21 protein-coding genes are annotated in these 22,780 nt (G+C 65.9%); 7 read left to right on the top strand and 14 right to left on the bottom strand.

The genetic code is table 11. The annotated features are described in order from the left end of the window. Positions 1-14: 14 nt before the first annotated feature. The 6 genes from mce to D2V04_RS04610 form a co-directional block, all read right to left on the bottom strand. Positions 15-464 (bottom strand): methylmalonyl-CoA epimerase, encoded by a 450-nt coding sequence (gene mce / locus D2V04_RS04630; RefSeq protein ID WP_119512123.1) that lies wholly within the window; start codon positions 462-464, stop codon positions 15-17. Beyond that, positions 461-703 carry a hypothetical protein gene (locus D2V04_RS17725; RefSeq protein WP_147391766.1) on the bottom strand — a complete coding sequence of 81 codons (243 nt, stop codon included), beginning with the start codon at positions 701-703 and terminating at the stop codon, positions 461-463. The genes mce and D2V04_RS17725 overlap by 4 nt, the downstream gene beginning before the upstream one ends. Continuing rightward, positions 700-2,232 carry an acyl-CoA carboxylase subunit beta gene (locus D2V04_RS04625; protein WP_119512122.1) on the bottom strand — a complete coding sequence of 511 codons (1,533 nt, stop codon included), beginning with the start codon at positions 2,230-2,232 and terminating at the stop codon, positions 700-702. The genes D2V04_RS17725 and D2V04_RS04625 overlap by 4 nt, the downstream gene beginning before the upstream one ends. 146 nt (positions 2,233-2,378) lie before the next feature. Next, complete coding sequence (gene gor / locus D2V04_RS04620; protein WP_119512121.1) at positions 2,379-3,728, bottom strand: glutathione-disulfide reductase; 1,350 nt, start codon at positions 3,726-3,728, stop codon at positions 2,379-2,381. Between the two features lie 73 nt (positions 3,729-3,801). Further along, the gene (locus D2V04_RS04615) at positions 3,802-4,500 is read right to left on the bottom strand and encodes a CDP-alcohol phosphatidyltransferase family protein (protein ID WP_119512120.1); all 699 of its coding nucleotides are present in this window, start codon (positions 4,498-4,500) and stop codon (positions 3,802-3,804) included. A gap of 87 nt (positions 4,501-4,587) precedes the next feature. Next, positions 4,588-5,952 carry a DEAD/DEAH box helicase gene (locus tag D2V04_RS04610; RefSeq protein ID WP_119512119.1) on the bottom strand — a complete coding sequence of 455 codons (1,365 nt, stop codon included), beginning with the start codon at positions 5,950-5,952 and terminating at the stop codon, positions 4,588-4,590. A gap of 338 nt (positions 5,953-6,290) precedes the next feature. Here D2V04_RS04610 and D2V04_RS04605 point away from each other — a divergent pair, with 338 nt between their 5' ends. Continuing rightward, positions 6,291-7,391: a mechanosensitive ion channel family protein gene (locus tag D2V04_RS04605; protein WP_228766265.1), complete on the top strand. Its 1,101-nt coding sequence runs from the start codon at positions 6,291-6,293 to the stop codon at positions 7,389-7,391. A 1-nt stretch (position 7,392) separates the two neighbouring features. Here the strand turns inward: D2V04_RS04605 and D2V04_RS04600 are convergent, their stop codons facing one another. The 3 genes from D2V04_RS04600 to pgi all read right to left on the bottom strand — a co-directional run bounded on the left by D2V04_RS04600 (position 7,393) and on the right by pgi (position 11,414). Then, the gene (locus tag D2V04_RS04600; RefSeq protein WP_119512118.1) at positions 7,393-8,811 is read right to left on the bottom strand and encodes a PAS domain S-box protein; all 1,419 of its coding nucleotides are present in this window, start codon (positions 8,809-8,811) and stop codon (positions 7,393-7,395) included. A 91-nt stretch (positions 8,812-8,902) separates the two neighbouring features. After that, positions 8,903-9,772 (bottom strand): PEP-CTERM sorting domain-containing protein, encoded by an 870-nt coding sequence (locus D2V04_RS04595; protein WP_119512117.1) that lies wholly within the window; start codon positions 9,770-9,772, stop codon positions 8,903-8,905. Positions 9,773-9,884: 112 nt separating this feature from the next. After that, positions 9,885-11,414, bottom strand: a complete 1,530-nt coding sequence (gene pgi, locus D2V04_RS04590; RefSeq protein ID WP_119512116.1) for a glucose-6-phosphate isomerase — start codon at positions 11,412-11,414, stop codon at positions 9,885-9,887. A gap of 180 nt (positions 11,415-11,594) precedes the next feature. On the opposite strand from pgi, the gene lepB reads away from it, so the two are divergent. From lepB to era, 3 genes are read left to right on the top strand one after another with little or no spacing between them, the layout of a single operon-like run. Next, positions 11,595-12,416 (top strand): signal peptidase I, encoded by an 822-nt coding sequence (lepB, locus tag D2V04_RS04585; RefSeq protein WP_119512115.1) that lies wholly within the window; start codon positions 11,595-11,597, stop codon positions 12,414-12,416. Next, the gene (gene rnc, locus D2V04_RS04580) at positions 12,413-13,084 is read left to right on the top strand and encodes a ribonuclease III (RefSeq protein WP_119512114.1); all 672 of its coding nucleotides are present in this window, start codon (positions 12,413-12,415) and stop codon (positions 13,082-13,084) included. The genes lepB and rnc overlap by 4 nt, the downstream gene beginning before the upstream one ends. Then, the gene (gene era, locus D2V04_RS04575; protein WP_119512113.1) at positions 13,081-13,986 is read left to right on the top strand and encodes a GTPase Era; all 906 of its coding nucleotides are present in this window, start codon (positions 13,081-13,083) and stop codon (positions 13,984-13,986) included. Before rnc ends, era begins: the two co-directional genes overlap by 4 nt. A gap of 33 nt (positions 13,987-14,019) precedes the next feature. On the opposite strand, the gene D2V04_RS04570 is transcribed toward era, so the two are convergent. The 5 genes from D2V04_RS04570 to plsY all read right to left on the bottom strand — a co-directional run bounded on the left by D2V04_RS04570 (position 14,020) and on the right by plsY (position 19,273). Next, on the bottom strand, positions 14,020-14,202 hold the full coding sequence (locus D2V04_RS04570; protein ID WP_119512112.1) for a hypothetical protein: 183 nt from the start codon (positions 14,200-14,202) through the stop codon (positions 14,020-14,022). 43 nt (positions 14,203-14,245) lie between these two features. Beyond that, positions 14,246-16,801, bottom strand: coding sequence for a type I DNA topoisomerase (topA, locus tag D2V04_RS04565; protein ID WP_119512111.1), 2,556 nt, complete (start codon positions 16,799-16,801; stop codon positions 14,246-14,248). Positions 16,802-16,872: 71 nt separating this feature from the next. Next, entirely contained in the window at positions 16,873-17,562 is a 690-nt protein-coding gene (locus tag D2V04_RS04560; protein ID WP_119512110.1) for a hypothetical protein, read from the bottom strand. After that, positions 17,559-18,653, bottom strand: a complete 1,095-nt coding sequence (dprA, locus tag D2V04_RS04555; protein WP_119512109.1) for a DNA-processing protein DprA — start codon at positions 18,651-18,653, stop codon at positions 17,559-17,561. Before dprA ends, D2V04_RS04560 begins: the two co-directional genes overlap by 4 nt. After that, complete coding sequence (plsY, locus tag D2V04_RS04550) at positions 18,650-19,273, bottom strand: glycerol-3-phosphate 1-O-acyltransferase PlsY (protein WP_119512108.1); 624 nt, start codon at positions 19,271-19,273, stop codon at positions 18,650-18,652. The genes dprA and plsY overlap by 4 nt, the downstream gene beginning before the upstream one ends. A 128-nt stretch (positions 19,274-19,401) precedes the next feature. On the opposite strand from plsY, the gene murI reads away from it, so the two are divergent. From murI to D2V04_RS04535, 3 genes are all read left to right on the top strand, one after another. Beyond that, positions 19,402-20,196, top strand: coding sequence for a glutamate racemase (murI, locus tag D2V04_RS04545; protein WP_119512107.1), 795 nt, complete (start codon positions 19,402-19,404; stop codon positions 20,194-20,196). Between the two features lie 100 nt (positions 20,197-20,296). Continuing rightward, the gene (hemA, locus tag D2V04_RS04540; protein ID WP_119512106.1) at positions 20,297-21,517 is read left to right on the top strand and encodes a 5-aminolevulinate synthase; all 1,221 of its coding nucleotides are present in this window, start codon (positions 20,297-20,299) and stop codon (positions 21,515-21,517) included. 44 nt (positions 21,518-21,561) lie between these two features. Continuing rightward, entirely contained in the window at positions 21,562-22,764 is a 1,203-nt protein-coding gene (locus tag D2V04_RS04535) for a cell wall hydrolase (protein WP_119512105.1), read from the top strand. Positions 22,765-22,780: the final 16 nt, after the last annotated feature.

The following is a 22,780-nucleotide window of genomic DNA, read 5'->3' as shown; positions in this document are numbered from 1 at the left end:
GCCGATGGAGCAGATCAGTGCCCGGCGGCCGTGCCAGCCCTGGGCGTCTCCATGATCTCGGTAAGCTGCCCCATCATATCCTTCGGGTGGACGAAGAAGATCGGCGTACCATGCGCCCCGATCCGCGTTGGACCGAGGATGCGCTTGCCCTTCCCCTCGAACCATTCGCGTGCCGCCGCGATATCCTCGACCTCGAAGCAGACGTGATGCTGCCCGCCGAGCGGGTTCTTCTCGAGGAACCCCCGGATCGCCGAATCCTCGCCCAGCGGCTCGATCAGCTCGATCTGCGTGCCGTTCATGCCGCTATCGGTCGGCGTGTTGACGAAGCAGACCTTCACTCCCTGCTCGGGCAGGTCGAACGGCTCGATGATGTCGGTCGCCCCCATCGTTTCACGATAGTGCGCGATGCTGTCGGCAATGGAAGGCGTCGCGACGCCGATATGGTTGAGACGGCCGAGTTTCATATTGCTCCACTCCAGATCGAATAGCTGAACCAAGCAGCTGCAAGGCCACCGATAAAGTTAGCGCCGATCGCGAACCAATACATTGTTTCTCCCCGATCCCACTCCAGTAGCTCATCAAGGTGGCGAAGTGGGATTGTAACCGTTCCTAATTTCAAACCTTGATAGAAGTACCACAGGAAGATCATTGATATTACCGCAGTAACACCTGCCCCCCAGTATCGGAGATGGTCATCGCTCACAGCGGAATATTATCGTGCTTCTTCCACGGGTTCTCGAGCTGCTTGCCGCGTAGCTTGCGCAAACCCAGGGCGATCCTCCGCCGCGTGGAATGCGGGTAGATCACCTCGTCGATATAGCCGCGGCTGGCGGCGACGAAGGGGTTGGCGAAGCGGTCTTCGTATTCCCTCGTCTTCTCCGCGATCTTTTCGGGATCGTCACGATCCTGGCGGAAGATGATCTCGACCGCGCCCTTGGCGCCCATCACGGCGATCTCGGCGGTCGGCCAGGCGTAGTTGAGATCGCCGCGCAAGTGCTTGGAGGCCATCACGTCGTAGGCCCCGCCGTAGGCCTTGCGGGTGATGACGGTGATCTTGGGCACGGTCGCTTCGGCATAGGCGAACAGCAGCTTGGCGCCGTGCTTGATGATCCCGCCGAGTTCCTGGCTGGTTCCGGGCAAGAAGCCGGGGACGTCGACGAAGGTCAGAATCGGAATATCGAACGCATCGCAGAAGCGCACGAAGCGAGCGGCCTTCTTGCTGGAATTGATGTCGAGCACGCCTGCGAGCACCATCGGCTGGTTCGCCACCACGCCCACGGTGCGGCCCTCGACCCGGCCGAAGCCACAGATGATGTTTCCCGCATGCGCCGGCTGGATCTCGAAGAAATCGCCTTCGTCGAGCACCTTACGGATGACTTCGTGCATGTCGTAAGGCTGGTTGGCGTTGTCGGGGATCAGCGTGTCGAGCGACGGCTCCTCGCGGTCCCAGGCATCGGCGGTCGGCCGCTCGGGCACATCCTCGCGGTTCGACAGCGGCAGGTAGTCGAAGAAGTCGCGCGTCGCGAGCAGCGTCTCGATGTCGTTCTCGAATGCGAGATCGGCGACGCTGGTCTTGGTCGTGTGCGTCACCGCCCCGCCCAATTCCTCCTGCGTCACGACTTCGTTGGTGACCGTCTTGACCACGTCGGGCCCGGTCACGAACATGTACGAGCTGTCCTTCACCATGAAGATGAAGTCGGTCATCGCCGGCGAATAGACCGCCCCGCCCGCACACGGGCCCATGATCAGGCTGATCTGCGGCACTACGCCCGATGCGAGCACATTGCGCTGGAACACCTCGGCATAACCGCCGAGCGAGGCGACGCCTTCCTGGATGCGCGCGCCGCCACTGTCGTTGAGGCCGATGACGGGTGCGCCGACCTTCATCGCCATGTCCATCACCTTGCAGATCTTCTCCGCATGGCGCTTCGACAGCGAGCCGCCGAAGACGGTGAAGTCCTGGCTGAAGACATAGACCAGCCGGCCGTTGATCGTGCCCGAGCCGGTGACGACGCCGTCGCCGGGGATCTTCTGGTCCTGCATGCCGAAATCGACGCAGTCGTGCTCGACGTAGGTGTCGAGTTCCTCGAAGCTGCCCTCGTCGAGCAGCACGTCGAGCCGTTCGCGCGCGGTCAGCTTGCCCTTGGCGTGCTGCGCATCGATCCGCTTCTGCCCGCCGCCCATGCGAGCGGCTTCACGGCGGCGTTCCATTTCGGCGATATTGGCGGACATCCTGACCCCTGATCTTGCGGTGGCGGAGGCCTAGCGGGCAGCGCAAGCGAGCGTCAATCTTTCATGCGCGTTACAAGTGCCCTGCAAAAGGTGGAGGTCTCGAGCCTACGGCGCTGCGTCCCCTGCCCTCACAGGGTCCTGTGGGCTTACCGCAGCAACACCAGTTCTTCCGCCATGGTCGGATGGATCGCGACCGTCGCGTCGAAGTCCGCCTTGGTCAACCCGGCTTTCACCGCCACGGCCGCGGCCTGCATGATCTCCGCCGCTTCCGGCCCGATCATATGGATGCCGAGGATGCGTCCCGAGTCCTCGTCGCAGATCATCTTGTAGAGCGCGCGCTCGTTGCGGCCGGCGAGCACGTTCTTCATCGGCCGGAAGTCGGACTGGTAGACGCGCACCGAGCCGTACTTGTTGCGCGCCTCGCCTTCCGTCAGTCCTACGCCGGCGAGCGGCGGGTGACTGAACACGGCGGCGGGGATGCAGCTATGATCGACCTTGGTGGGCTTTCCGCCGAAGACGGTGTCGGCAAAGGCCTGGCCCTCACGAATCGCGACCGGAGTGAGCTGTACGCGGTTCGTGACGTCGCCGACGGCGTAGATGTGATCGACGCTGGTCTTGCTGAACTCGTCGACCACGATCTCGCCCTTCGCGCCCAGCTTCACGCCGGCCTTGTCGAGCCCCAGACCCTCGGTATTGGGGACCCGCCCAGTGGCGAACAGGACGCCGTCGACCACGAGATCGTCGTGGTTGGTCATCGATACCTTGAGGCCTCCGTCATCCGTTTGCTCGATTCCGCGGAACTCGGCATGGAAGCGGAAATCGATGCCCTTCATCACGCTGATCTGCAGCAGACGATCGCGCAGCGCCTCGTCGTAACCGCGCAGCAGCTTGTCGGAGCGGTTGATGATCGTGACCTGGCTGCCGAACTCGTTGAAGATCCCGGCGAACTCGTTGGCGATATAGCCGCCGCCGGCGATCAGGATGCGTGGCGGCAGCGCGTCGAGGTGGAACGCCTCGTTGCTGGTGATGCCGAGTTCGTTGCCCGGGCATGCAGGAATGTGCGGACGTGCCCCGGTGGCGACCAGGATATGCTTCGCGGTGACCTTCCGGCCGCTCGCCAGGGTGATCTCATGCGGGCCGGTCAGTTCGGCGCGCTCGTTGATGATCTCGACCCCGTGGTTCTCCAGCGTCTCGGTGTAGAGGCCATTCAGCCGGTCGACATCGCGCAGAACGTTGTCGCGCAGCGTGGCCCAGTCGAACCTGGGATTGTCGATCGTCCACCCGAAGGCCTTGGCGTCTTCCAGATCCTCCGCAAAGTGAGCCCCGTAGACGAGCATCTTCTTGGGCACGCAGCCCCGGATGACGCAGGTACCGCCGACCCGGTGCTCCTCCGCAATGGCGACTTTGGCGCCATGTGCGGCGGCCACCCGGCTTGCGCGCACGCCGCCCGAACCGGCACCGATGGTGAAAAGGTCGTAATCGTACTGGTCGGCCATGCGCGCGCTCCTTGTCTGGACGCGCGATATGGCGGGCATGGCGACACTTGCCAACCGCAGGAGTTGGCCGCGATCAGTCTCGGTGGCGGTGGACGGCTGGCTCTTCCTTCGCCAACCGGCGCGCCGTGGAGAAGGTTTGCACGACGAACAGCACAATCAGCAGCAGCCCAGTACCGCCGACGAACAGGTCGAACCCGTTTAGCTGCCAGATGATCGGATTCTCCCGCCCGGCGATCAGCATCGTCAGCGTGAGGCCGATCAGGATCAGCCGCAGCTCGGTCGGCCCTGCGTTGAGGTAGGAAAGCCGAAGCTCGCCCAGCACGCGTACCGACAGGAACGCGTGGATCGACATGAGCAGGTATCCGGCCAACGCTATCAGGGCGACTTCCAGTTCGACATAGGCGCTGAGGCCAATGCCGACGACGACCAGCATCGTCGCGAAACCGTCACAACTATGATCCAGAAAATAGCCGTAGCGCGGACGCTCGATCTTGCGGAAGCGCGCCAGGCTGCCGTCGAGCGAATCGCCGAACCAGTGGACCACATAGCCGGCGATCGACAGCCACAGCCATCCGGCGTCGAGGTTGCTCGCGAGATAGCCGGCGAAGACGAGCACGGCGCCGAACATGCCGGTGAACGTCAGCATGTCGGGCGTGACCCAGCCTGGCATGACAGCGCAGAGGCGGTTGAGAATCCGCCGCTCGACGCGAGCGATCAGGTTCTCCTGAATACGCTCGATCGGCGCCGCTGTGGCGTTGGAGAGGTGTTCCATCACTAGTCGCCCGTTGCTGGCTGGGTCGCGCAAAGGAAGCGCATTACCGGCGCGTGTGCGGTGAAGTCCAGCGAAGTAACGCCAGCCTCAGCCCTGTCCGCTGCGACCCGACCGTCCGCGGCGCCGAGATGAACGACCGCGGCCGGCACCTTCGCGTCGCTCGCCCCCAGCGTGATTCGGGTGCTTGCGCTTCGGCTTGCGCTGTTCACCCCCGGCGGAGCGCGCCTCGCCCCGCGGCTTCACCGCGACACGCTGACGCGGCTGGCGTGGTTCGGGCTTGGTCGGCCCGACGCCCTCGACCACCGCGCGGAAGTTCGGCGGCAGGTCGAGCCGAGTGAATTCCGCATCGGTCGTCTTGCGGATGTCCTTCAGGTAGGCGCGCTCGTCCTCGGCGCAGAAGGCGACCGCGATCCCGTCCGCCCCGGCGCGCGCGGTGCGGCCGATGCGGTGGACGTACTGCTCGGGCACGTTGGGCAGCTCGTAGTTGATGACGTGGCTCACGCCCGGAATGTCGATCCCGCGCGCGGCGACGTCGGTGGCGACGAGAATCCGCGTCTTGGCAGAGCGGAACTCGGCCAGCGCACGCTCGCGCTGCGGCTGGCTCTTGTTGCCGTGGATCGCATTGGCCGCGATGCCGACTTGCGCCAGCTTCTTCACCACGCGGTCCGCGCCGTGCTTGGTGCGGGTGAAGACGAGCACCCGCTCGATCTTGCCCGGCACCGGATGGCGGCCGGCGAGGATCATTTCGAGCAGCGTCTGCTTCTCGTCCTGCTGGACCATGAACAGGTACTGGTCGATCCGCTCGGCGGTGGTGCTTTCCGGCGTCACCGAGACCTGAACCGGGTTGTGGCAATATTGCCCGACCAGGTCCTTGATCTGCTTCGGCATCGTCGCGCTGAAGAACAGCGTCTGGCGCTCCTTCGGCACGAGCTGGCTGATCTTGCGCAGCGCATGGATGAAGCCGAGGTCGAGCATCTGGTCGGCCTCGTCGAGCACGAGGATCTCGACCCCGCCCAGGCCGAACGCCTTCTGATCGATCAGATCGAGCAGGCGGCCCGGCGTAGCGACGAGGATATCTGTCCCGCGGTGGAGCTTGTTGCGGTCCTTGCTGACCGAAGTCCCGCCGACGATCGACTGGACCTTGAGGCCGGCGAGCGCGCCGTAATCCTTGGCCGACTGGGCGATCTGCCCGGCCAGCTCGCGCGTCGGGGCGAGCACCAGCATGCGGCACGACTTGAACGGCGTCTGCCGCTCCGCGTCGCGCAGCCGATCGATCGAGGGCAGCATGAAAGCCGCCGTCTTGCCGGTGCCGGTCTGGGCGATTCCGAGCAGGTCGCGCCCTTCGAGCACGGGCGGAATGGCCTGCGCCTGGATCGGCGTGGGCGTGTTGTATCCCTTCAGGTCAAGCGCCTGGAGGACGGGCTGCGACAGCCCGAGTTGTTCGAATGTCATTGTGGATTGAACTCGCAATATATGCGGCGCGCAGCCGAAATGGCGCGCGCTCGCGGTGGTTGTCAAAACCGCCCGCGTGAAAAGGGAAGTCTCTTGGGTAAACCGAAGTGCGGCCGGGGCGTCCCTGTCTCGGGCCGCCGCTTCACGCTGGCACGCGCGCTTCGCTGAAGGCGCAGATGGGGGCAATTCCCGCCAAAGTCAATGCCGCGCGTGGGCCTGGCCCGGCCGCTACCCGGGCGGGAAAGGGGAACCGGTGCCCGCCGCAACCGATTCCAACCATAGGGAGACCGCGCGCCCGGCGGCTCCCATCCCGATTGAAGCAACCGGAGCTTCCCGCAATGTTCGACCCCATCGTCGATGCCATCGACCGGCAGGCGCAAGCCCTGCATAGCCCCTGGAGCATAATCGCCGTGGGCCTCGCGGCGACGCTCATGGCACTTCTCGCACACTGGATCGTGTTTCGCATCCTGCGCCGCATCGCCCGCCACAGCGACAGCGGTTCGGACAACGTCCTCGTGCGCTGCCTCGCCCGGCCCACGCGGGTCGCCCTGATCGCGCTCGCCCTGGTGCTTGTCGCGCGCGAGGTCCCGGCGCTCGACTCCATCTGGCAGAAAGTCGCCAGCTTCGTGATGCCGGCGCTGGTCGGCTGGATCGCGCTCGCGATCCTCCACGCGCTGATCGAGGCGATGAAACTGCGCGCGGATATCACCGTGGCCGACAATCTCGCTGCTCGCCGCCAGCGCACCAAGCTGACGATGTTCAGCCGCATCGCGACGTTCCTGATCGTCTTCGTCACCGTCGGGCTGATGCTGCTCTCGATCCCCGGCGTGCGCGACGTCGGGCTGACGCTGGTCGCCTCCGCCGGGCTCGCGGGACTCGCGGTGGGTGCCGCCGCGCAGCCCGCGCTCAGGTCGTTGATCGCGGGCGTGCAGATGGCGCTGACCGAGCCGATCAACATAGATGACGTCGTGATCATCGATGGCGAATGGGGCCGGATCGAGGACATCCGCACGACATACGTGGTGGTGAAGATCTGGGACGAGCGGCGGCTGATTGTCCCCACCTCGCGCTTTCTGGAGGATACGTTCCAGAACTGGACCAAGAAGACCGCGCAACTGCTCGGCACGGTGGTCCTCTACCTCGACCCCGCAGCCAAGATCGCGCCGATCCGCGCCGAGTTCGAGCGCCGGATCAAGGCGAACCCCCGGTGGGACGGCCGCGTGCAAGTGGCGCAGGTCACCGAAACGCACCGCGACGCGATCGAGCTGCGGCTGCTGATGAGCGCGGCGGATTCGGGCATGCTGTTCGATCTGCGGTGCGATATTCGCGAAGCGATGCTGGACTGGATCGCGGACAACTGCCCCGAGGCATTTCCGAGAAACCGCCTCGCCGCGCCCGAGCCGATCGGCCTCGAACTGGAAAGCCGAAAGGCGGCCTGAGTCATCCCGTCGCCGCGGCGCGCTGCCCTTCCGTCTGCGAACCGGCCGAGGCACCGTCGGAAAACACCTTGTCGGTCGTGGTAACGCGGCAGACGACGCCTTCGGGAGCGTAATCCAGCGTCACCTTGCCGCGGAGCGCCATTTCCGGATTGCGCGTAATGATAGCCGTGCCGAAGCCTTTGTGGTCCGGGCGGCTGACCGGCGGCCCGCCGCTCTCGCGCCATTCGATATCGAGGCGCTGCTTGCCTTCGGTTTCGACAATGTCCCAGCGCAGCGACACTTTGCCGGTTTCGCTCGAAAGCGCACCGTATTTCATCGCATTGGTCGCCAGTTCGTGGATCGCCAGTCCCAACGCCTCCGCCGCCGTCGGCTTCAGCATGAGACCTTCGGGCCCGTCGAATTCGACGCGGCCGTCCGAAGGATCGACGACATGAAGCATCTGCGACCTGCAAATCGCGTCTACTGTCGCGCCAGACCAATTGCTCTTGGTCAGCAGGTCCTGGTTGGCCGCCAGCGCGGTGATCCGGCGCACGAGCGCTTCGGTCAACGCAGGATCGGCCTCGCCCACCGTGCGGTGCACGATGGCCTGGATCGTCGCCAGGATATTGCGCGCGCGGTGGTTGACCTCGTTCATCAGCAGGCGGATGCGTTCGTTGGTTTCGCGCTCTTCCGTGATGTCGGTATTGGTGCCGCACCAGAAAAGCAGATCGCCCTTCTCGTCGTGGACCGGCTGCGCGCGGGAAAGGAACCAGCGGTATTCGCCGTCGGCGCCGCGCAGAGGGTAGGTTCCCTCCCACGGCTCGCCCTTGCTCCAGGTATCCCCGATGCTGTCGATCACCCGCTGGGCATGGTCCGGATGCAGGATCTCGTGCCAGCCCCAGCCCTGCGTGTTCTCCGGGGTGGTGCCGGTGAAATCGTACCAGCGCTGGTTGTACCAGAAGACGCGCGCGTCGCTTGTGGCCATCCACGCGAGCTGCGGAATATTGTTGGCAAGTGCCTTGAACTGCCGCTGGCTGCGCAGCAGCTCGGTGCGCAGGCTGGCCTGCTCGCGCAGATCGTTGGCGATCTTGGAGGCGCCGATGATATGGCCCAGTTCGTCGCGAATGGGCGATACCGTGATCGCAACCGGGATCTCCGCCCCGTCGGCGCGCAGTCGCATGGTCTCGAACTTGGGAACCAGCTCGCCGCTGCGGACCCGGGCGAGAATCCTGTCTTCTTCGTCCTGTCGATCGGCGGGGATGATCCGCCGGATCGACTGTCCGATCATCTCCGAAGCCGGGATCCCGAACAGCCTCTCGGCCGCGACGTTCCAGCTCAAAACATTGCCGTCGAGGTCCTTCGACACGATCGCGTCGGAGGAATGGTCCACGATCGCAGCAAGATGCGCGTCGCGAAAGCTGCTGGTTCGCCCGACTTTCACGACGGGCGGATACTACGGATAACCACCCGGAAACAATGGCACATTTGTTAGCTGGAGCACAAGAACTGGTTTGCCATGCAATCCGCCGGATTCAGACCATGCCGAGTTGTGCCGCCGCAACCTGCTGCAGCGCCTGCGTGATCCTGGCGGACATGCCGAGATCCCGCGCCGCTTGCTCGTCGGGTCCGAGTGTGCGCGGATCGATCCCGGTGACATAGCCGAACACGACCAGCGCCTCGAGGTACGACCCCTCGATGCTCGCGTGATACTGGTCGTGGCTCCACAAGTCGATCTGACCGAAGGTCCGCCCGTCGTAAGGATTGGGATCGGCCACGCCACGCTGGATTGCGCGGTTCCATGCCTCCCCCACCGGGATTACGCCGTCGATCTCCGGAGACGCCGCGTCCGCCACGTCCATCGCCCGCCGAAGATCGAGCGCCATCGCGGCGACCGGCCGGCCATGCCAGTGCCCGTCCTCGCGATAGACCTGGTCCGCGCGCGACCAGGTCGCCATCAGATAGACATCCACCGCCGGATTGGCGCGAGTGAACATCTGCGCCAGCGCCGGCGCATCGGCCATTGTCCGCCCGGAGTCGCCCGGCCGCTCGGGATCGAGCACCGAATACTGCTGCATCACCACCACGTCCCACGGCGCATCGATCTTGTCGCGCCGCTCAGTGAGGTGGAAACCCAGCGTCGAGCCCCCGCGCAGCTCATGCGACACTTTCCACGCCTGCCCCGCCTGCTCGACAAAGCGCTCGAAAAGCGCGGGAATACCGCCCACGCCCTCCCCGTTCAGATCGTTCACGCTCTCCGGCCGGTAGTGCATGACCGCAGACGTGGCACCCTGGGTGAAGCTGTTGCCGACGAACAATATGGTCCGCGCTTCCTCCGCCGACACGGGGGAGGCGAACGCCAGCAGGGCGGCGAGCGCTGCGACAAGAGTGCGTAGGAACCTCATGCTCCCAACGCTAGCGCAAGGTAACGGGCGAGCCCAACCCACGCCCGGCGCTCTTCGCCATTTCCGTCACGCTCTCCTCGCCTTCCGTCATCCCAGCGGGAACTGGGATCGCTCACCCCAACCCTGCAGCCTGAAGCAGCGCCTCCGTGCTCGCATCGAAATCTCCACCCCCGGCCTCGATGTCCTTCGCCATGCGCTTGCCGAGCTCGACGCCGAACTGGTCGAACGGGTTGATGCCCAGCATGACCGCGTTGGCGAACGTGCGGTGCTCGTGGAATGCGATCAGCGCGCCGAGCGCGGCGGCGTCGAGGTCGTCGCACAGCATCGTCGCGCTCGGGCGGTCGCCGGGGAAGTGGCGCGCGGGGTCCTCGCCCGCGTCGCCGGCCATCAGCGCTGCGCCTTGCGCGAAGCAGTTGGTCAGCAGGATGCGGTGATGCGCGGGGTCGAGCGTGTCACCGGGCGCCACGCTGGCGATGAAATCGATCGGCACCAGATTGGTGCCCTGGTGGAGGAGCTGGAACACCGCGTGCTGCGCGTCGGTGCCTACCCCGCCCCAGGTAATCGGCGCGGTCGGGCCGGAGACCGGCCGCTGGTCCGCCGTTACCCGCTTGCCGTTCGATTCCATCTCGAGCTGCTGGAGATAGTCCGGCAGCAGCGCGAGCCGTTCGTCGTAGGCGAAGACGGCGCGGGTCTGGCAGCCGCGCACGCTGGTGTAGTACTGGTCGGCGAAGGCTGCGCGGAGGCACAGATTGTCGCGCCCATCGGTGTCGCGAAAATGCTCGTCGACCGCCCGCGCGCCAGCGAGCATGGCCGCAAATTCCTCCCACCCGACGGCGAGCGCGACCGGGAAGCCGATCGAGGACCACAGCGAATAGCGTCCGCCGACGCTCTCGGGAAACGGCAGGACGCGGGTTTCGTCGACGCCCCATTCGACGGCCCTCTCCGGGCTCGCGGTGAGCGCGACAACGCGGCCGGAGGGATCGGACACGCCGTTGTCGCCCAGCCACTTGAGCGCGCTGGCGGCGTTGGTCATCGTTTCGATCGTGGTGAAGGTCTTGCTCGCCACCGCGATCAGCGTGGTGGCCGGATCGCAGGCAGCAAAGGCCTGTTCGAGCGCCAGCCCGTCGATGTTCGAGACGACATGCACCTCGACCAGCGCCAGATCTCGGGTCAGCGCATCGACCGCCATCGCCGGGCCGAGCGCACTGCCGCCGATGCCGATATGAATCAGGTGCTTCACCGGACCCAGCGCGCCCTCGTGGATCGCCTCGACCAGCAGCCGCATGCGTGCATGGAGCGCGGCGGCTTCTTCCACCGACGCTTCGCTGCCGATGCCACGCTGGGCCGTGTGCTCGGCCGCGCGCCCTTCGGTGACGTTGATCTTCTCGCCGCCGAGCAGGGCCGCGCGCTGCGCCGGGAAACCGCGCGCCTCGGCCAGCGCCTCGAAGCCGGCGATGAGGTCCTCGTCGAGATGGGTTTTCGACCAGTCGAAGCGGATTCCACCGGCGGTCTCGCCTTCGCCCCATTCGAGTCGCTGCGAGAGCTTGGCCACCCGGTCGGGATCGCTCGCGAACAGCTCCTTCAGCGTGCGCTGCGGCACGGCCTCGATCTGCTGCCAGGCTGCGGAAACTGCGTCGGTCATGCGAAAATCCCTTTCCTACATCGTGGGCGCCCGACTAGGGACTGTGGCGATGTTTGCAAGCACTCAACCGAGCCGGAACCGTCCTCTTCGGGAGGTCACGGGCCTTTGTGACCTTTCCCGCCGGAACCGCGGTTTTCCGGGGGCGCGATCGTGTCACATCTGTCAACACCCCGGCTCGGCATGACCCCGGTGTCCGAAGCCGAAGCGCCGAAGCCGGAGGAGCAGAGCGAGACGCTCGGCAGCTTCCTGCTGTTTCTGATCAAGCTCGCGCTGGTCGTGCTGATCTTCCGCAGCTTCATCTTCTCGCCGTTCTCGATCCCCAGCGAATCGATGCTGCCCCGGCTGATGAACGGTGACTACCTGGTCGCGGCCAAGTGGCCCTACGGCTACAGCGACTACTCGCTGCCCTTCTCCGCCCCGCTAATCCCGGGCCGCCTGTTTGCCGATCAGCCCGAGCGCGGCGACGTGGTGATCTTCAAGCATCCGATCGACAACACCGACTACATCAAACGCGTGATCGGCCTGCCCGGCGACACCGTGGCGATGCGCGGCGGCCAGCTCTTCATCAACGGCGAGCCGGTGGCGAAGCAGCGGATCGAGGATTTCGTGATCCCCGTCTCCCCCAACACCGATTGCGCCTGGGCGGCGGTGCGAGAGACGGACGGCGAAGGCGGCGAACAATGCCGTTACGCCCGCTTCCGCGAAACGCTGCCTTCGGGCCGTAGCTATGACATCCTCGACTTCGGCCCCACCCCGCAGGACGACTACGGCCCCAGGATCGTGCCCGAGGGGACGATCTTCGTGATGGGCGACAACCGCGACAACTCGCAGGACAGCCGCTTCCCCGCCATGCCGGGCGGCGGTGTCGGGCTCGTCCCGCAGGAGAATCTCGTCGGCCGCGCGAGTGCGATCATGTGGTCGACCGACGGCAGCGCCGAGTGGATCAAGCCCTGGACCTGGTTCACCGCCGCGCGCTGGAGCCGCATCGGGGACGGGCTGTGAGCACGCTCGAAGGCAAGACGCGCGACTGGCTTGCCGGCGTCGGCTTCGCAGTCGGGGACGAGGGGCTGTGGCGCGAGGCACTCACCCACGGCAGTACGGGCGATACACGGCACTACCAACGGCTCGAGTTCCTCGGCGACCGGGTGCTGGGCCTCTCGATCGCCGAGTGGCTTTACGGGCGCAATGGCGCAGCGGAAGGCGAGCTGGCCCAGCGCCTCAACGCGCTCGTCAGCCGCCAGGCCTGCGCCGGTATCGCCCGTGAGATCGGCACCCCGGCGCACGTCCGTCTCGGCAAGCAGGCGCGCGACGACGGCGCGGCCGAGAGCGACAACGTGCTCGGCGACGTGATGGAAGCGCTGCTCGGCGCCAGCTTCGTCGAGAGCGGGTTCGATGTGACCCGCGATCTCGTTCACAAGCTGTGGAACGACCTGGTCGAGGGGCACGCCGGCCGCTCCAAGCATCCGAAAAGTGCGCTGCAGGAATGGGCCGCCGGTAACCAGCGCCGCCCGCCGCAATACGAGTTGATCGACCGCTCCGGCCCCGACCACGCAGCCAGCTTCACCGTGCGGGTCAAGGTGCACAAGGTCGGCGAGGCCGAGGCAACCGCCAACAGCAAGCAGGAGGCCGAAACCGCGGCCGCACGCAAATTCATGGAGATGTTCGGGTGACCGACGATACGAATACCCGCTGCGGCCTCGTCGCCGTGATCGGCGCGCCGAACGCGGGCAAGTCCACGCTGGTGAACCAGCTCGTCGGGCAGAAGGTCGCGATCACCAGCGCCAAGGCGCAGACAACCCGCGCGCGCATGCTCGGCATTGCGCTGCACGGCGAGACGCAGATGATCCTGGTCGATACCCCGGGCATCTTCACACCGCGCCGGCGGCTCGACCGCGCGATGGTGAGCGCCGCGTGGGAAGGCGCCGAGGCGGCCGACGCGGTGCTACTGCTGGTCGATCCGGTCAAGCAGCGCCGGCACGAGCTGGAGCCGCTGCTCGAAGCTCTCGCCGCCCGGCCCGAGCGCAAGATCCTGGTGCTCAACAAGGTGGACGTGGCGAAGAAGGAGCCGCTGCTCGCGCTGGCGCAGGAGCTTTCCGGCAAAGTCGACTTCGCGGAGATCTTCTTCGTCTCGGCACTCACCGGAGACGGCGTGCCGGAGATGGAGGCGGCGCTCGCCGAAATGATGCCCAAAGGCGCGTGGATGTACCCAGAGGACCAGGTCTCCGATGCCAGCGAACGCCTTCTCGCCGCCGAGATCACGCGCGAGCAGCTCTACCGCCAGCTCCACGAAGAACTGCCCTACGACAGCGCCGTGCGGCCCGAGAGCTATCAGCAGCGCCCCGACGGCAGCCTCGAGATCCACCAGCAGATCGTCGTCGGCCGCGAAAGCCAGCGCCCGATCGTGCTCGGCAAGGGCGGCAGCCGCATCAAGGCGATCGGCGAGGCGGCGCGCAAGGAACTGGGCGAAATGCTCGGCGTGAAGGTCCACCTCTTCCTCCACGTGAAGGTGGAGGAGAACTGGGCCGAGAACCGCGAGATCTTCGAGGAAATCGGGCTGGACTGGGGGCGCTGAGGTCTGGCGCTCCGGAGCGGCGACTGAGCGCCGCTACCGTTTCTTGGCGATTCCGATCTTGTTCTTCTTGGCGAAGTCCTTGACCGATTCCTCGCTGCGGCCCAGCGCCTTGGCGATAGCCTTGAGGCCGTGGCCCTTGGCGGCGAGCGTGCGAAGCTGACCGGCCTCGTCGGCCTTCCACGGCTGCTTGTGGCGCTCGAAATGCTCCTTCGCCATGCCTATCTCCTTCCGCCGCGGCCGCGAGGCGAGACCGCGACGATCACTTCGCGGCGCTCTTTTTCGGCGCAGCTTTCTTCTTTGCGGCAGGCTTCTTCTTCGGCGCTGCCTTCCGGCCGCCTTTCTTCTTCGCCGGACCCTTGGCTGCTCGTGCATCGATCAGTTCGATCGCCTGCGCTTCGGTGACGTCCTCGGGCTTCACGTCCTTCGGGATCGTGGCGTTGGTCGTGCCGTCGGTGACGTAGGGACCGTAGCGGCCCGGCATGACCTTGATCTCGCCTCCGCTGGTCGGATGGGCGCCAAGGGTCTTGATCGGCTCCGCCTTGGCGCGCGTGCCGCCGCCGCGCTGGGCCGCTTCGGCGAGCGCGGTGACGGCGGCGTTCATGCCAGTTTCGAACACGTCACGGGTCGAGGACAGCTTGGCGTACTTGCCGTCATGGCGAAGATATGGGCCGTAACGCCCTATATTCGCTTCGATGTCCTGCCCGGTTTCCGGGTGCTGGCCGACGATCCGGGGTAGCTCGAGCAGCTTGATCGCCCATTCGAGATCGAAATCGGGCAGATCCTTGGGAATGCTCGCCCGCTTCGCATCCTTGCCCTCGCCCATCTGGACATAGGGACCAAAACGCCCGGTCTTGCGGTGGATGTCCTCGCCCGTCTCGGGGTGCTTGCCGAGCACTCCATCATCGGCCGCAGCCTCGCCATCGGCGCCGGGCTGCGCGAAGCGGCGGGTGAACTTGCACTCGGGATAGTTGGCGCAGGCGACGAACGCACCGTAGCGCCCGCCCCGCAACGCGAGCCGGCCGCCGGAGCGCCCCTCAGCCTCGCACAGCGGACAGATACGCGGGTCCTTGCCATCGGCGCGCGGCGGGAAGAGGTAGTCGGACAGGAAATCGTCGAGCGCCTCGGTCACTTCCGAGGGTTTGCGCTCCATGACTTCTTCGGTCTTGGGTTTGAAATCGCGCCAGAACTGGTTGAGCAGGGCCTTCCATTCCTCGCGTCCGCCGGAAACCTCGTCAAGCTCGTCTTCCATCCCCGCGGTGAAATCGTAGGCGACGTAGCGGTCGAAGAAGCGTTCGAGGAAGGCTGTGAGAAGCCGCCCAGATTCCTCTGCAAAGAAACGGTTTTTCTCCATCCGCACATATGCGCGGTCGCGCAGCGTCTGGATCGTCGAGGCGTAGGTCGAGGGCCGGCCAATGCCGAGCTCCTCGAGCCGTTTCACCAGCGAGGCCTCAGAGAAGCGCGGCGGCGGCTGGGTGAAGTGCTGGTTGGCGTCGACGCTCTTCTTCACCGGGCTGTCACCCTTGTGCATGACCGGCAGCAGACCCTCGTCGTCGTCGCTATCCTTGTCGTCGAACCCTTCCTGATAGACGGCGAAGAAGCCCGGGAACTTCACCACCTGCCCAGTCGCGCGCAGTTCGTTCTTGCCCGTCCCGTCGCGCAGGGTGACGGTGGTGCGCTCGAGCCGCGCGGCGGCCATCTGGCTCGCCATCGCGCGCTTGAATATCAGGTCGTAAAGCTTCCCCTCGTCGCCCGATCCAGCACGATCACGCGAGAAATCGGTCGGACGGATCGCCTCGTGCGCCTCCTGAGCATTCTTCGCCTTGGTGCTGTAATGCCGGGGCTTTTCCGGAAGGTAGTGCCCGTCGTAGCGGTCCGCGATCGCCTTGCGCGCGGCGCTGATCGCACTGCCGTCCATCTGCACGCCGTCGGTACGCATGTAAGTGATCGCGCCCGCTTCGTAGAGGGACTGCGCAAGCCGCATGGTATGGCTGGCGGAAAAGCCGAGCTTGCGCGCAGCCTCCTGCTGCAGCGTCGAAGTGGTGAACGGCGGGGCCGGATTGCGCGTGAGCGGCTTGGTCTCGATCTCCTCGATCGTGAAGCGGCCCTGCTCGACCGCGGCCCTTGCCGCCATCGCGCTGCCCTCGTCGCCGAGCGTCAGCTTGTCGAGCTTCTTGCCATCGTATTTGACCAGGCGCGCATCGAATTCGGTGCCGTCCTGCTCGAGCTTCGCGACGACCGACCAGTACTCCTGTGCGCGAAAGGCCTCGATCTCGCGCTCCCGATCGACGATCAGCCGGAGCGCAACCGACTGCACACGGCCCGCGCTCTTCGCGCCCGGCAGGCGGCGCCAGAGCACCGGCGAAAGCGTGAAACCGTAGAGATAGTCGAGCGCGCGGCGGGCAAGGTAGGCATCGACAAGATCGTTATCGAGCTCGCGTGGGCGGCCCATGGCCTCCGTGACGGCAGGCTTGGTAATCGCGTTGAAGGTGACCCGGTCGACCTTCGCCGGCAGCGCCTTGCGTTTGGCCAGCAGCTCGCGCACGTGCCACGAAATCGCCTCGCCCTCCCGATCGGGGTCGGTTGCGAGTACGAGCCGGTCGGCCTTCTTCGCCGCGTCGGCGATTTCCTTGAAGCGGCTCTGCTTGTCGCGATAGAGTTCCCAGTCCATCGCGAAATCCTCGTCCGGCCGCACGCTGCCGTCTTTCGGCGGCAGGTCCCGGACGTGACCGTAGGAAGCAAGAACCTTGAAGTCCTTGCCCAGGTATTTCTCGATGGTCTTCGCCTTGGCCGGCGATTCGACGATAACAAGCTGCATGGAAGTGGAGACGGTCCCTTACGTGTGTACGTGCGCGAGGGTGGGGTGGGCAAAACAGGTTCGTCAAGCGGTCATCGAAAGACAGCGTCCAAGTCGCTTTTTTGGGCGGTAAGCATCCCGAAAGCGGCGATCCCAAATGTCGTCAACCATGCAATGCCAAGTGCCATAGCTCCGTTCCATACGACGGCAGCCACCACATACGCGGTCCAGTCGAAATGGTCGTAGAAGAAGTCGTAGCCAAGCCACATGCCCATTGAGACGCCATAACCTGACAATGGAGCTATCATCGCAAGGCTGAGCGACTTTTGAAAGGGCTCGGTATTTTGCCAACTCCAGCGCATGGCGTTGCCGAATCCGTCGCTTGTCACAAGCGCTCGCGAATATGCAGGCAACCATCTCATCAGCAAATAGAGGCCCGGCAAGACGAATACTACAAGGGCGAGGACCACGGGTATTCCTATGGCGACTCCCAGCACGAAATAGGTCCCGATGCCTGTTTTCTTTCCCCCTGCAAGATATCCACCCTTTTTCATCAAACCCACAAAAAGAACATAACCCAGCGCCCACGAAAGCAGGCCGAGTAAAGCGTAAAGCCCATCCTTCTCGTACGCGTAAAGATCGAGATAAATGTACGGTCCGGTGCACACGATCAGATAGGCCGCGATGTATGCCCAGCCCGCCCGAGCAAGCCGTTTCTGTTCGCTGAAGAGGAACTCCAACGTTTCTAAAGATCTGCTCTCAGCGATTGATAGAATGCTCATCGAACCAAACTCACCCGCCCGCCCGCATGTCGCTGCAATCGGCCGACAATCTCAAGCTCCAGCAATGCCATCTGCACCGCCGCAGGTCCGGCGCCGGACTGCCGCACCAGTTCGTCGACCGGCACCGGCGCGGTGGTGAGCAGGTCCGAGATGTCGGCCGGTTCGGCGTCTTCGAAATCGTCGGACGCATAGCCCCTGTCGGGCGCGGCTTCGCGGAACGTCGAGCGCGGCGTGCCGTCGAAACCGCTGAGGAGTTCGACAACGTCGTCTGCTGCCTGCACCAGCACCGCGCCGTCGCGGATCAGCTGGTTGCAGCCTTGCGAACGCGCATCGAGCGGGCTGCCGGGGATCGCCATGACCTCGCGCCCGGCCTCGCCGGCGAGCCGCGCCGTGATCAGCGAGCCGGACTTCGGTGCGGCTTCCACCACCAGCGTTCCCGCCGCAAGACCGGCAATGATGCGGTTGCGGCTCGGGAAATGGCTGCCGCGCGGCTCGGTGCCGGGTGGCTGCTCGGCAAGAAGGAGGCCGGTGCTCGCGATCTCCTCCTGCAGGTTGGCGTGCTGAGGCGGATAGGCGATGTCGATGCCGCTCGCGATCACGCCGATCGTCGCAGGCAGCGCACCGCGATGCGCGGCGCCATCGATACCCCGCGCAAGGCCCGAGACGACGACGAAACCCGCCTCCGCCAAGGCTGCCGCGAAATCGCGCGCCAGCTTGACCGCCGCGGCAGAGGCGTTGCGCGCGCCGACCATGGCGACACAGGGTCTCTCGGCGAGCGTAAGGTCGCCCCGGTAGATCAGGATCGGCGGAGCGCTCTCGATTTCGGCGAGCAGCGATGGATAGCCTGGCTGGTCGTGGAACAGGTAGCGCGCGCCGACCGAGCGCGCGGCGTCGATTTCGCGCTCTATGCGCCCGGCAGGGGCCGCGCGATATTCGCGCCCGCCACGCTTGCCGAGGGCAGGCAGCGCCTCGAGCGCCGCCTCGGCCTCTCCGAACCGCGCCAGCAGTTGAGCGTAGGATACCGGCCCGATATTCGGCGACCGCAGCAGCCGGATGCGCGCGAACGCCTCGGACTGGGAAAGCGCGGTCACCCCTTGGAACCGACTTTCGGCTCGGTGCCGTTCGCCAGGCGCTTGAGGTTCTCGCGGTGGAGCCAGATCACGATCAGCGCGATCAGCACCAGCGCGGGGACGTAGGCGGTGTGACCGAGCACAGCGGCGACGATGGCCGCAGCGACCACCGCGCTCATCCCCGCAAGCGAGCTGATCCGGCTCAGCCCCAGCACGCCGAGCCACACAAGCGCGTAGGCGAGGCCGATCGGCCAAGCGAGGCCGAAGCTGACGCCGGCATTGGTCGCAACGCCCTTCCCTCCCTTGAACCCGAGCCAGACCGGGAAACAGTGGCCGAGCACTGCGAAAACCGCGGCCACGGGCGCCGGAGCGAGGGCGGCACCGGGCATCTCGCTTGGCCCTGTAAGCAGGTGCACGGCGAGCAGCACTGCCACAAACCCCTTGGCGAGATCGAGCAGCAGGGTGGCTGCGGCGACCGCCTTGTTGCCGGTGCGCAGCACGTTGGTCGCGCCGATATTGCCGCTGCCGATCTTGCGCACGTCGCCCAGCCCGGCGAGCCGCGCGAGAATCAGCCCGAAGGGAATCGAGCCGCACAAGTAGCCGAGCAGCGCGGCAAGCAAGGTATCGGTGGTCACGTCCATGGCAGCGCCCCTCCCTTCAGCAGCAGATAACCGTTTGCCCTGAGCTTGTCGAAGGGCCGTTCTCTCTTCTACGGCGCTAGAAGAAAAAGCGGGGCTTCGACAAGCGCGGCCCGAACGGAAATGGTTCCTTGGACGATTCATCCCCTATCCTGCTGTTCGATTCCGGTGTCGGCGGGCTCAGTGTGCTGGCGGAGGTGCGCAAGACGCTGCCGCAGGCGCCGGTGATCTACGCCGCGGATCTCGCCGGCCTGCCCTATGGCACCAAGAGCGAGGCCGAAGTCGCGGCGCGAGTCTGCGGGCTGCTCGGGCGAATGGCGGAGCGCTGGAACCCGCGGCTGATCTGCATTGCCTGCAACACCGCGAGCACGATCGCGCTCGGCATGGTGCGCGAGGTGCTCGAAATCCCGATCGTCGGGACGGTGCCCGCGATCAAGCCCGCAGCCAGCGAAACGCGCAGCGGCACGATCGGATTGCTCGGCACTGCGGCGACGATCCGTCAGGCCTATGTGGACAATCTCGAAGCACAGTTCGCGGACGCCAAGACGTTGCTGCGGCACGCTGCGCCCGGTCTGGTGGATGCGGCGGAGGCCAAGTTGCGCGGGCGCCCGGTCGATCCCGCGGCGATCGACGAGGCCGTGGCAGGGCTTCGCAGGCAGCCCGGCGGGGACGAGATCGACACCGTTGTGCTTGCTTGCACCCATTTCCCGCTCCTGCAGGCGGAGCTGGGGGACGCGTTCGGCCCAGGGGTGAAGTTCGTCGACGGCGCCCAGGGCATCGCACGCCGGATCGCACACCTCGTCGCGGGGCAGCCCATGGCGCGGAGCGAACCGGATCGCGCCGTCACCACCGGGCCGATCGAGCGGTTCGAGTCGCTAGCCGGGGCGTTCCGCGCTTGCGGGATCGAGCGCCTCGATAAATTCTAGCTGCGAATCGCTCGCAAAGATCGCGGTGGAAATACAAGCGGGAGCGGCCTAAATGCCCGCTCGGAACGGCCGGGATCGGACGGCGAGGCGCGAGCGTGCGATGAATTACAATCAGATCTTCGATCAGGCGATCGACCGCCTGCACTCGGAAGGCCGTTACCGCGTCTTCATCGATATCATGCGCAACAAGGGCACCTTCCCCAACGCGCGCTGCTTCGCCGGGCACAATGGGCCGAAGCCGATCACCGTCTGGTGCTCGAACGATTACCTCTCGATGGGCCAGCACCCGAAAGTCATCGCGGCGATGGAAGAGGCGCTGCACGATGTCGGCGCCGGCTCGGGCGGCACCCGCAACATCGGCGGCAACACGCACTTCCACGTCCAGCTCGAGCGCGAACTCGCCGACCTGCACGGCAAGGACGGTGCACTGCTGTTCACCAGCGGCTATGTCTCCAACGACGCGACACTCTCAACCCTGGCGAAGCTGTTGCCCGGCTGCGTGATCTTCTCCGACGAGCTCAACCACGCGAGCATGATCGCCGGCATCCGCAACTCGGGCTGCGAGAAGCGCGTCTTCCGCCACAACGATCTCGAGCATCTGGAAGAGCTGCTTGCAGCCGAAGCGCCCGAGACGCCCAAGCTGATCGCGTTCGAGAGCGTCTATTCGATGGACGCGGACATCGCGCCGATCCACGCGATCTGCGACCTTGCCGAGAAATACAACGCGCTGACCTATATCGATGAGGTCCACGCCGTCGGCATGTACGGCAAGCGCGGCGGCGGAATTTCGGAGCGTGACGAGGCCGCGCACCGGATCGACATCATCGAAGGCACGCTGGGCAAGGCGTTCGGCGTCATGGGCGGCTATATCGCGGCCGACACGCGCGTGATCGACTGCATCCGCAGCTATGCGCCCGGGTTCATCTTCACGACCTCGCTCAGCCCCGTTCTCGTCGCGGGCGTGCTCGCGGCGGTGCGGCACCTCAAGGAATCGAACGAGGAACGCGAGGCGCAGCAGCGCAACGCCGCGCTGCTCAAGGCGAAGTTCGCCGCTGCCGGTCTGCCGGTCATGCCGAGCCAGACGCACATCGTGCCGCTGATGGTCGGCGATCCGGTGCGCGCGAAGAAAATCAGCGACATTCTGCTCGCCGAGTACGGCGCCTATGTGCAGCCGATCAACTTCCCGACCGTGCCGCGCGGCACCGAGCGGCTGCGCTTCACCCCCGGCCCGACGCACACCGAAGCGATGATGGACGATCTGACCACCGCGCTGGTGGAGATCTGGGACCGTCTCGAGCTGGAGCTCGCACGGGCAGCCTGAGCGCTGCCACTGGTCACCGCCGCCTGCGACGCTAGATAGCGGCAATGGACGAGAGCCAATCCCGGCAGTGGCGCGAGAACGCCCCTCTCTATGCGGTCTCCGCAATTCTCGCGCTCGCCTTCGCGGCGCTGGCGCTGTTCGGCATAGCTGATCAACCGGCGGTCACGGCGCCTCCCCCCGCAGTCACCCCGCCGCTCGATGCCCTGCCCGCCAGCGCCGAGGACGAAGGCACGATCCTCTCCACGCTTCCCGCCGAGGATGCGCGGGCGCGCAACGCCGCCGTTCCCTTTGCCGACACCGATCCGGCCGCCGCTCGGCCTTTCGCCTTTCAGGGCACCTCCGCAGACCGTGTCCGGGCGCGCGACTGTCTTGCGCTTGCCGCGATGGCCGAGGCCGGTGGAGGCGAGGCCGACCAGCGCGCGGTGATGCAGGTGATCCTCAACCGGGTGCGCCATCCGGCCTTCGCGAACACGGTGTGCGGCGTGGTTTTTCAGGGGTCCGAGCGGCCAACCGGATGCCAGTTCACCTTCACCTGCGACGGCTCTCTCGCCCGCCGCTATTCCGACGACCTGTGGCGAGCGGCGCGACAGCGGGCGGAGGAGGCGCTGGGGGGGTACGTCCACCCGCCTGTCGGAACGGCAACGCACTACCACGCAGATTACGTCTATCCGGCCTGGAGCGGCGAACTGGACAAGATAGCCGCGGTCGGGCCGCACCTGTTCTTCCGCTGGCGCGGCTGGTGGGGGAGCGGCGCGGCGCTGTCCGCGCGTTACACGGGCGGCGAACCCGACCCGCTGACGCTGCGGAGGACAGCGCAGGAGATCGACCGACCGGCGGATCTGCTCCTCCCCCGGCTTGCCGAACAGGGAACGGCGGTTCGTACGATCACCACACCGGGCGGGACCGGGTCGGAGGAGCCTCCGGCTGGAGCAGCGGAGGCATCGGACGCATCTCCCGACTCTCCCGCGCCAGGCGTCCATTTCGTGCTCGTCGCGCGCGGGGATGCGCCGCAGACGCTGGTGGAGCGCGCCCGCGCCCTGTGCCCGGGCGACGCCTATTGCCAAGTCTATGGCTGGGATGATGCGGCGGCGATTCCGGCCCAGCTGCCACTGACCGGCGAAGCACGCCGTGCCCTTCGCTTCAGCTTCCTGCCAGCGCGGAATGGCAATGCCGAGGCGATCTACTTCGACTGCCGGATCTTCACCGACCCGTCCGTAGGGGCCTGTCTCCCCCGCGCGAGGCCGTAGCCGGTCGCGCGGGGCA

Origin of the sequence: Pelagerythrobacter aerophilus (assembly GCF_003581645.1) — a bacterium.
Lineage (GTDB): Bacteria > Pseudomonadota > Alphaproteobacteria > Sphingomonadales > Sphingomonadaceae > Pelagerythrobacter > Pelagerythrobacter aerophilus.
This window is presented reverse-complemented; position numbering and strand designations above follow the sequence as displayed.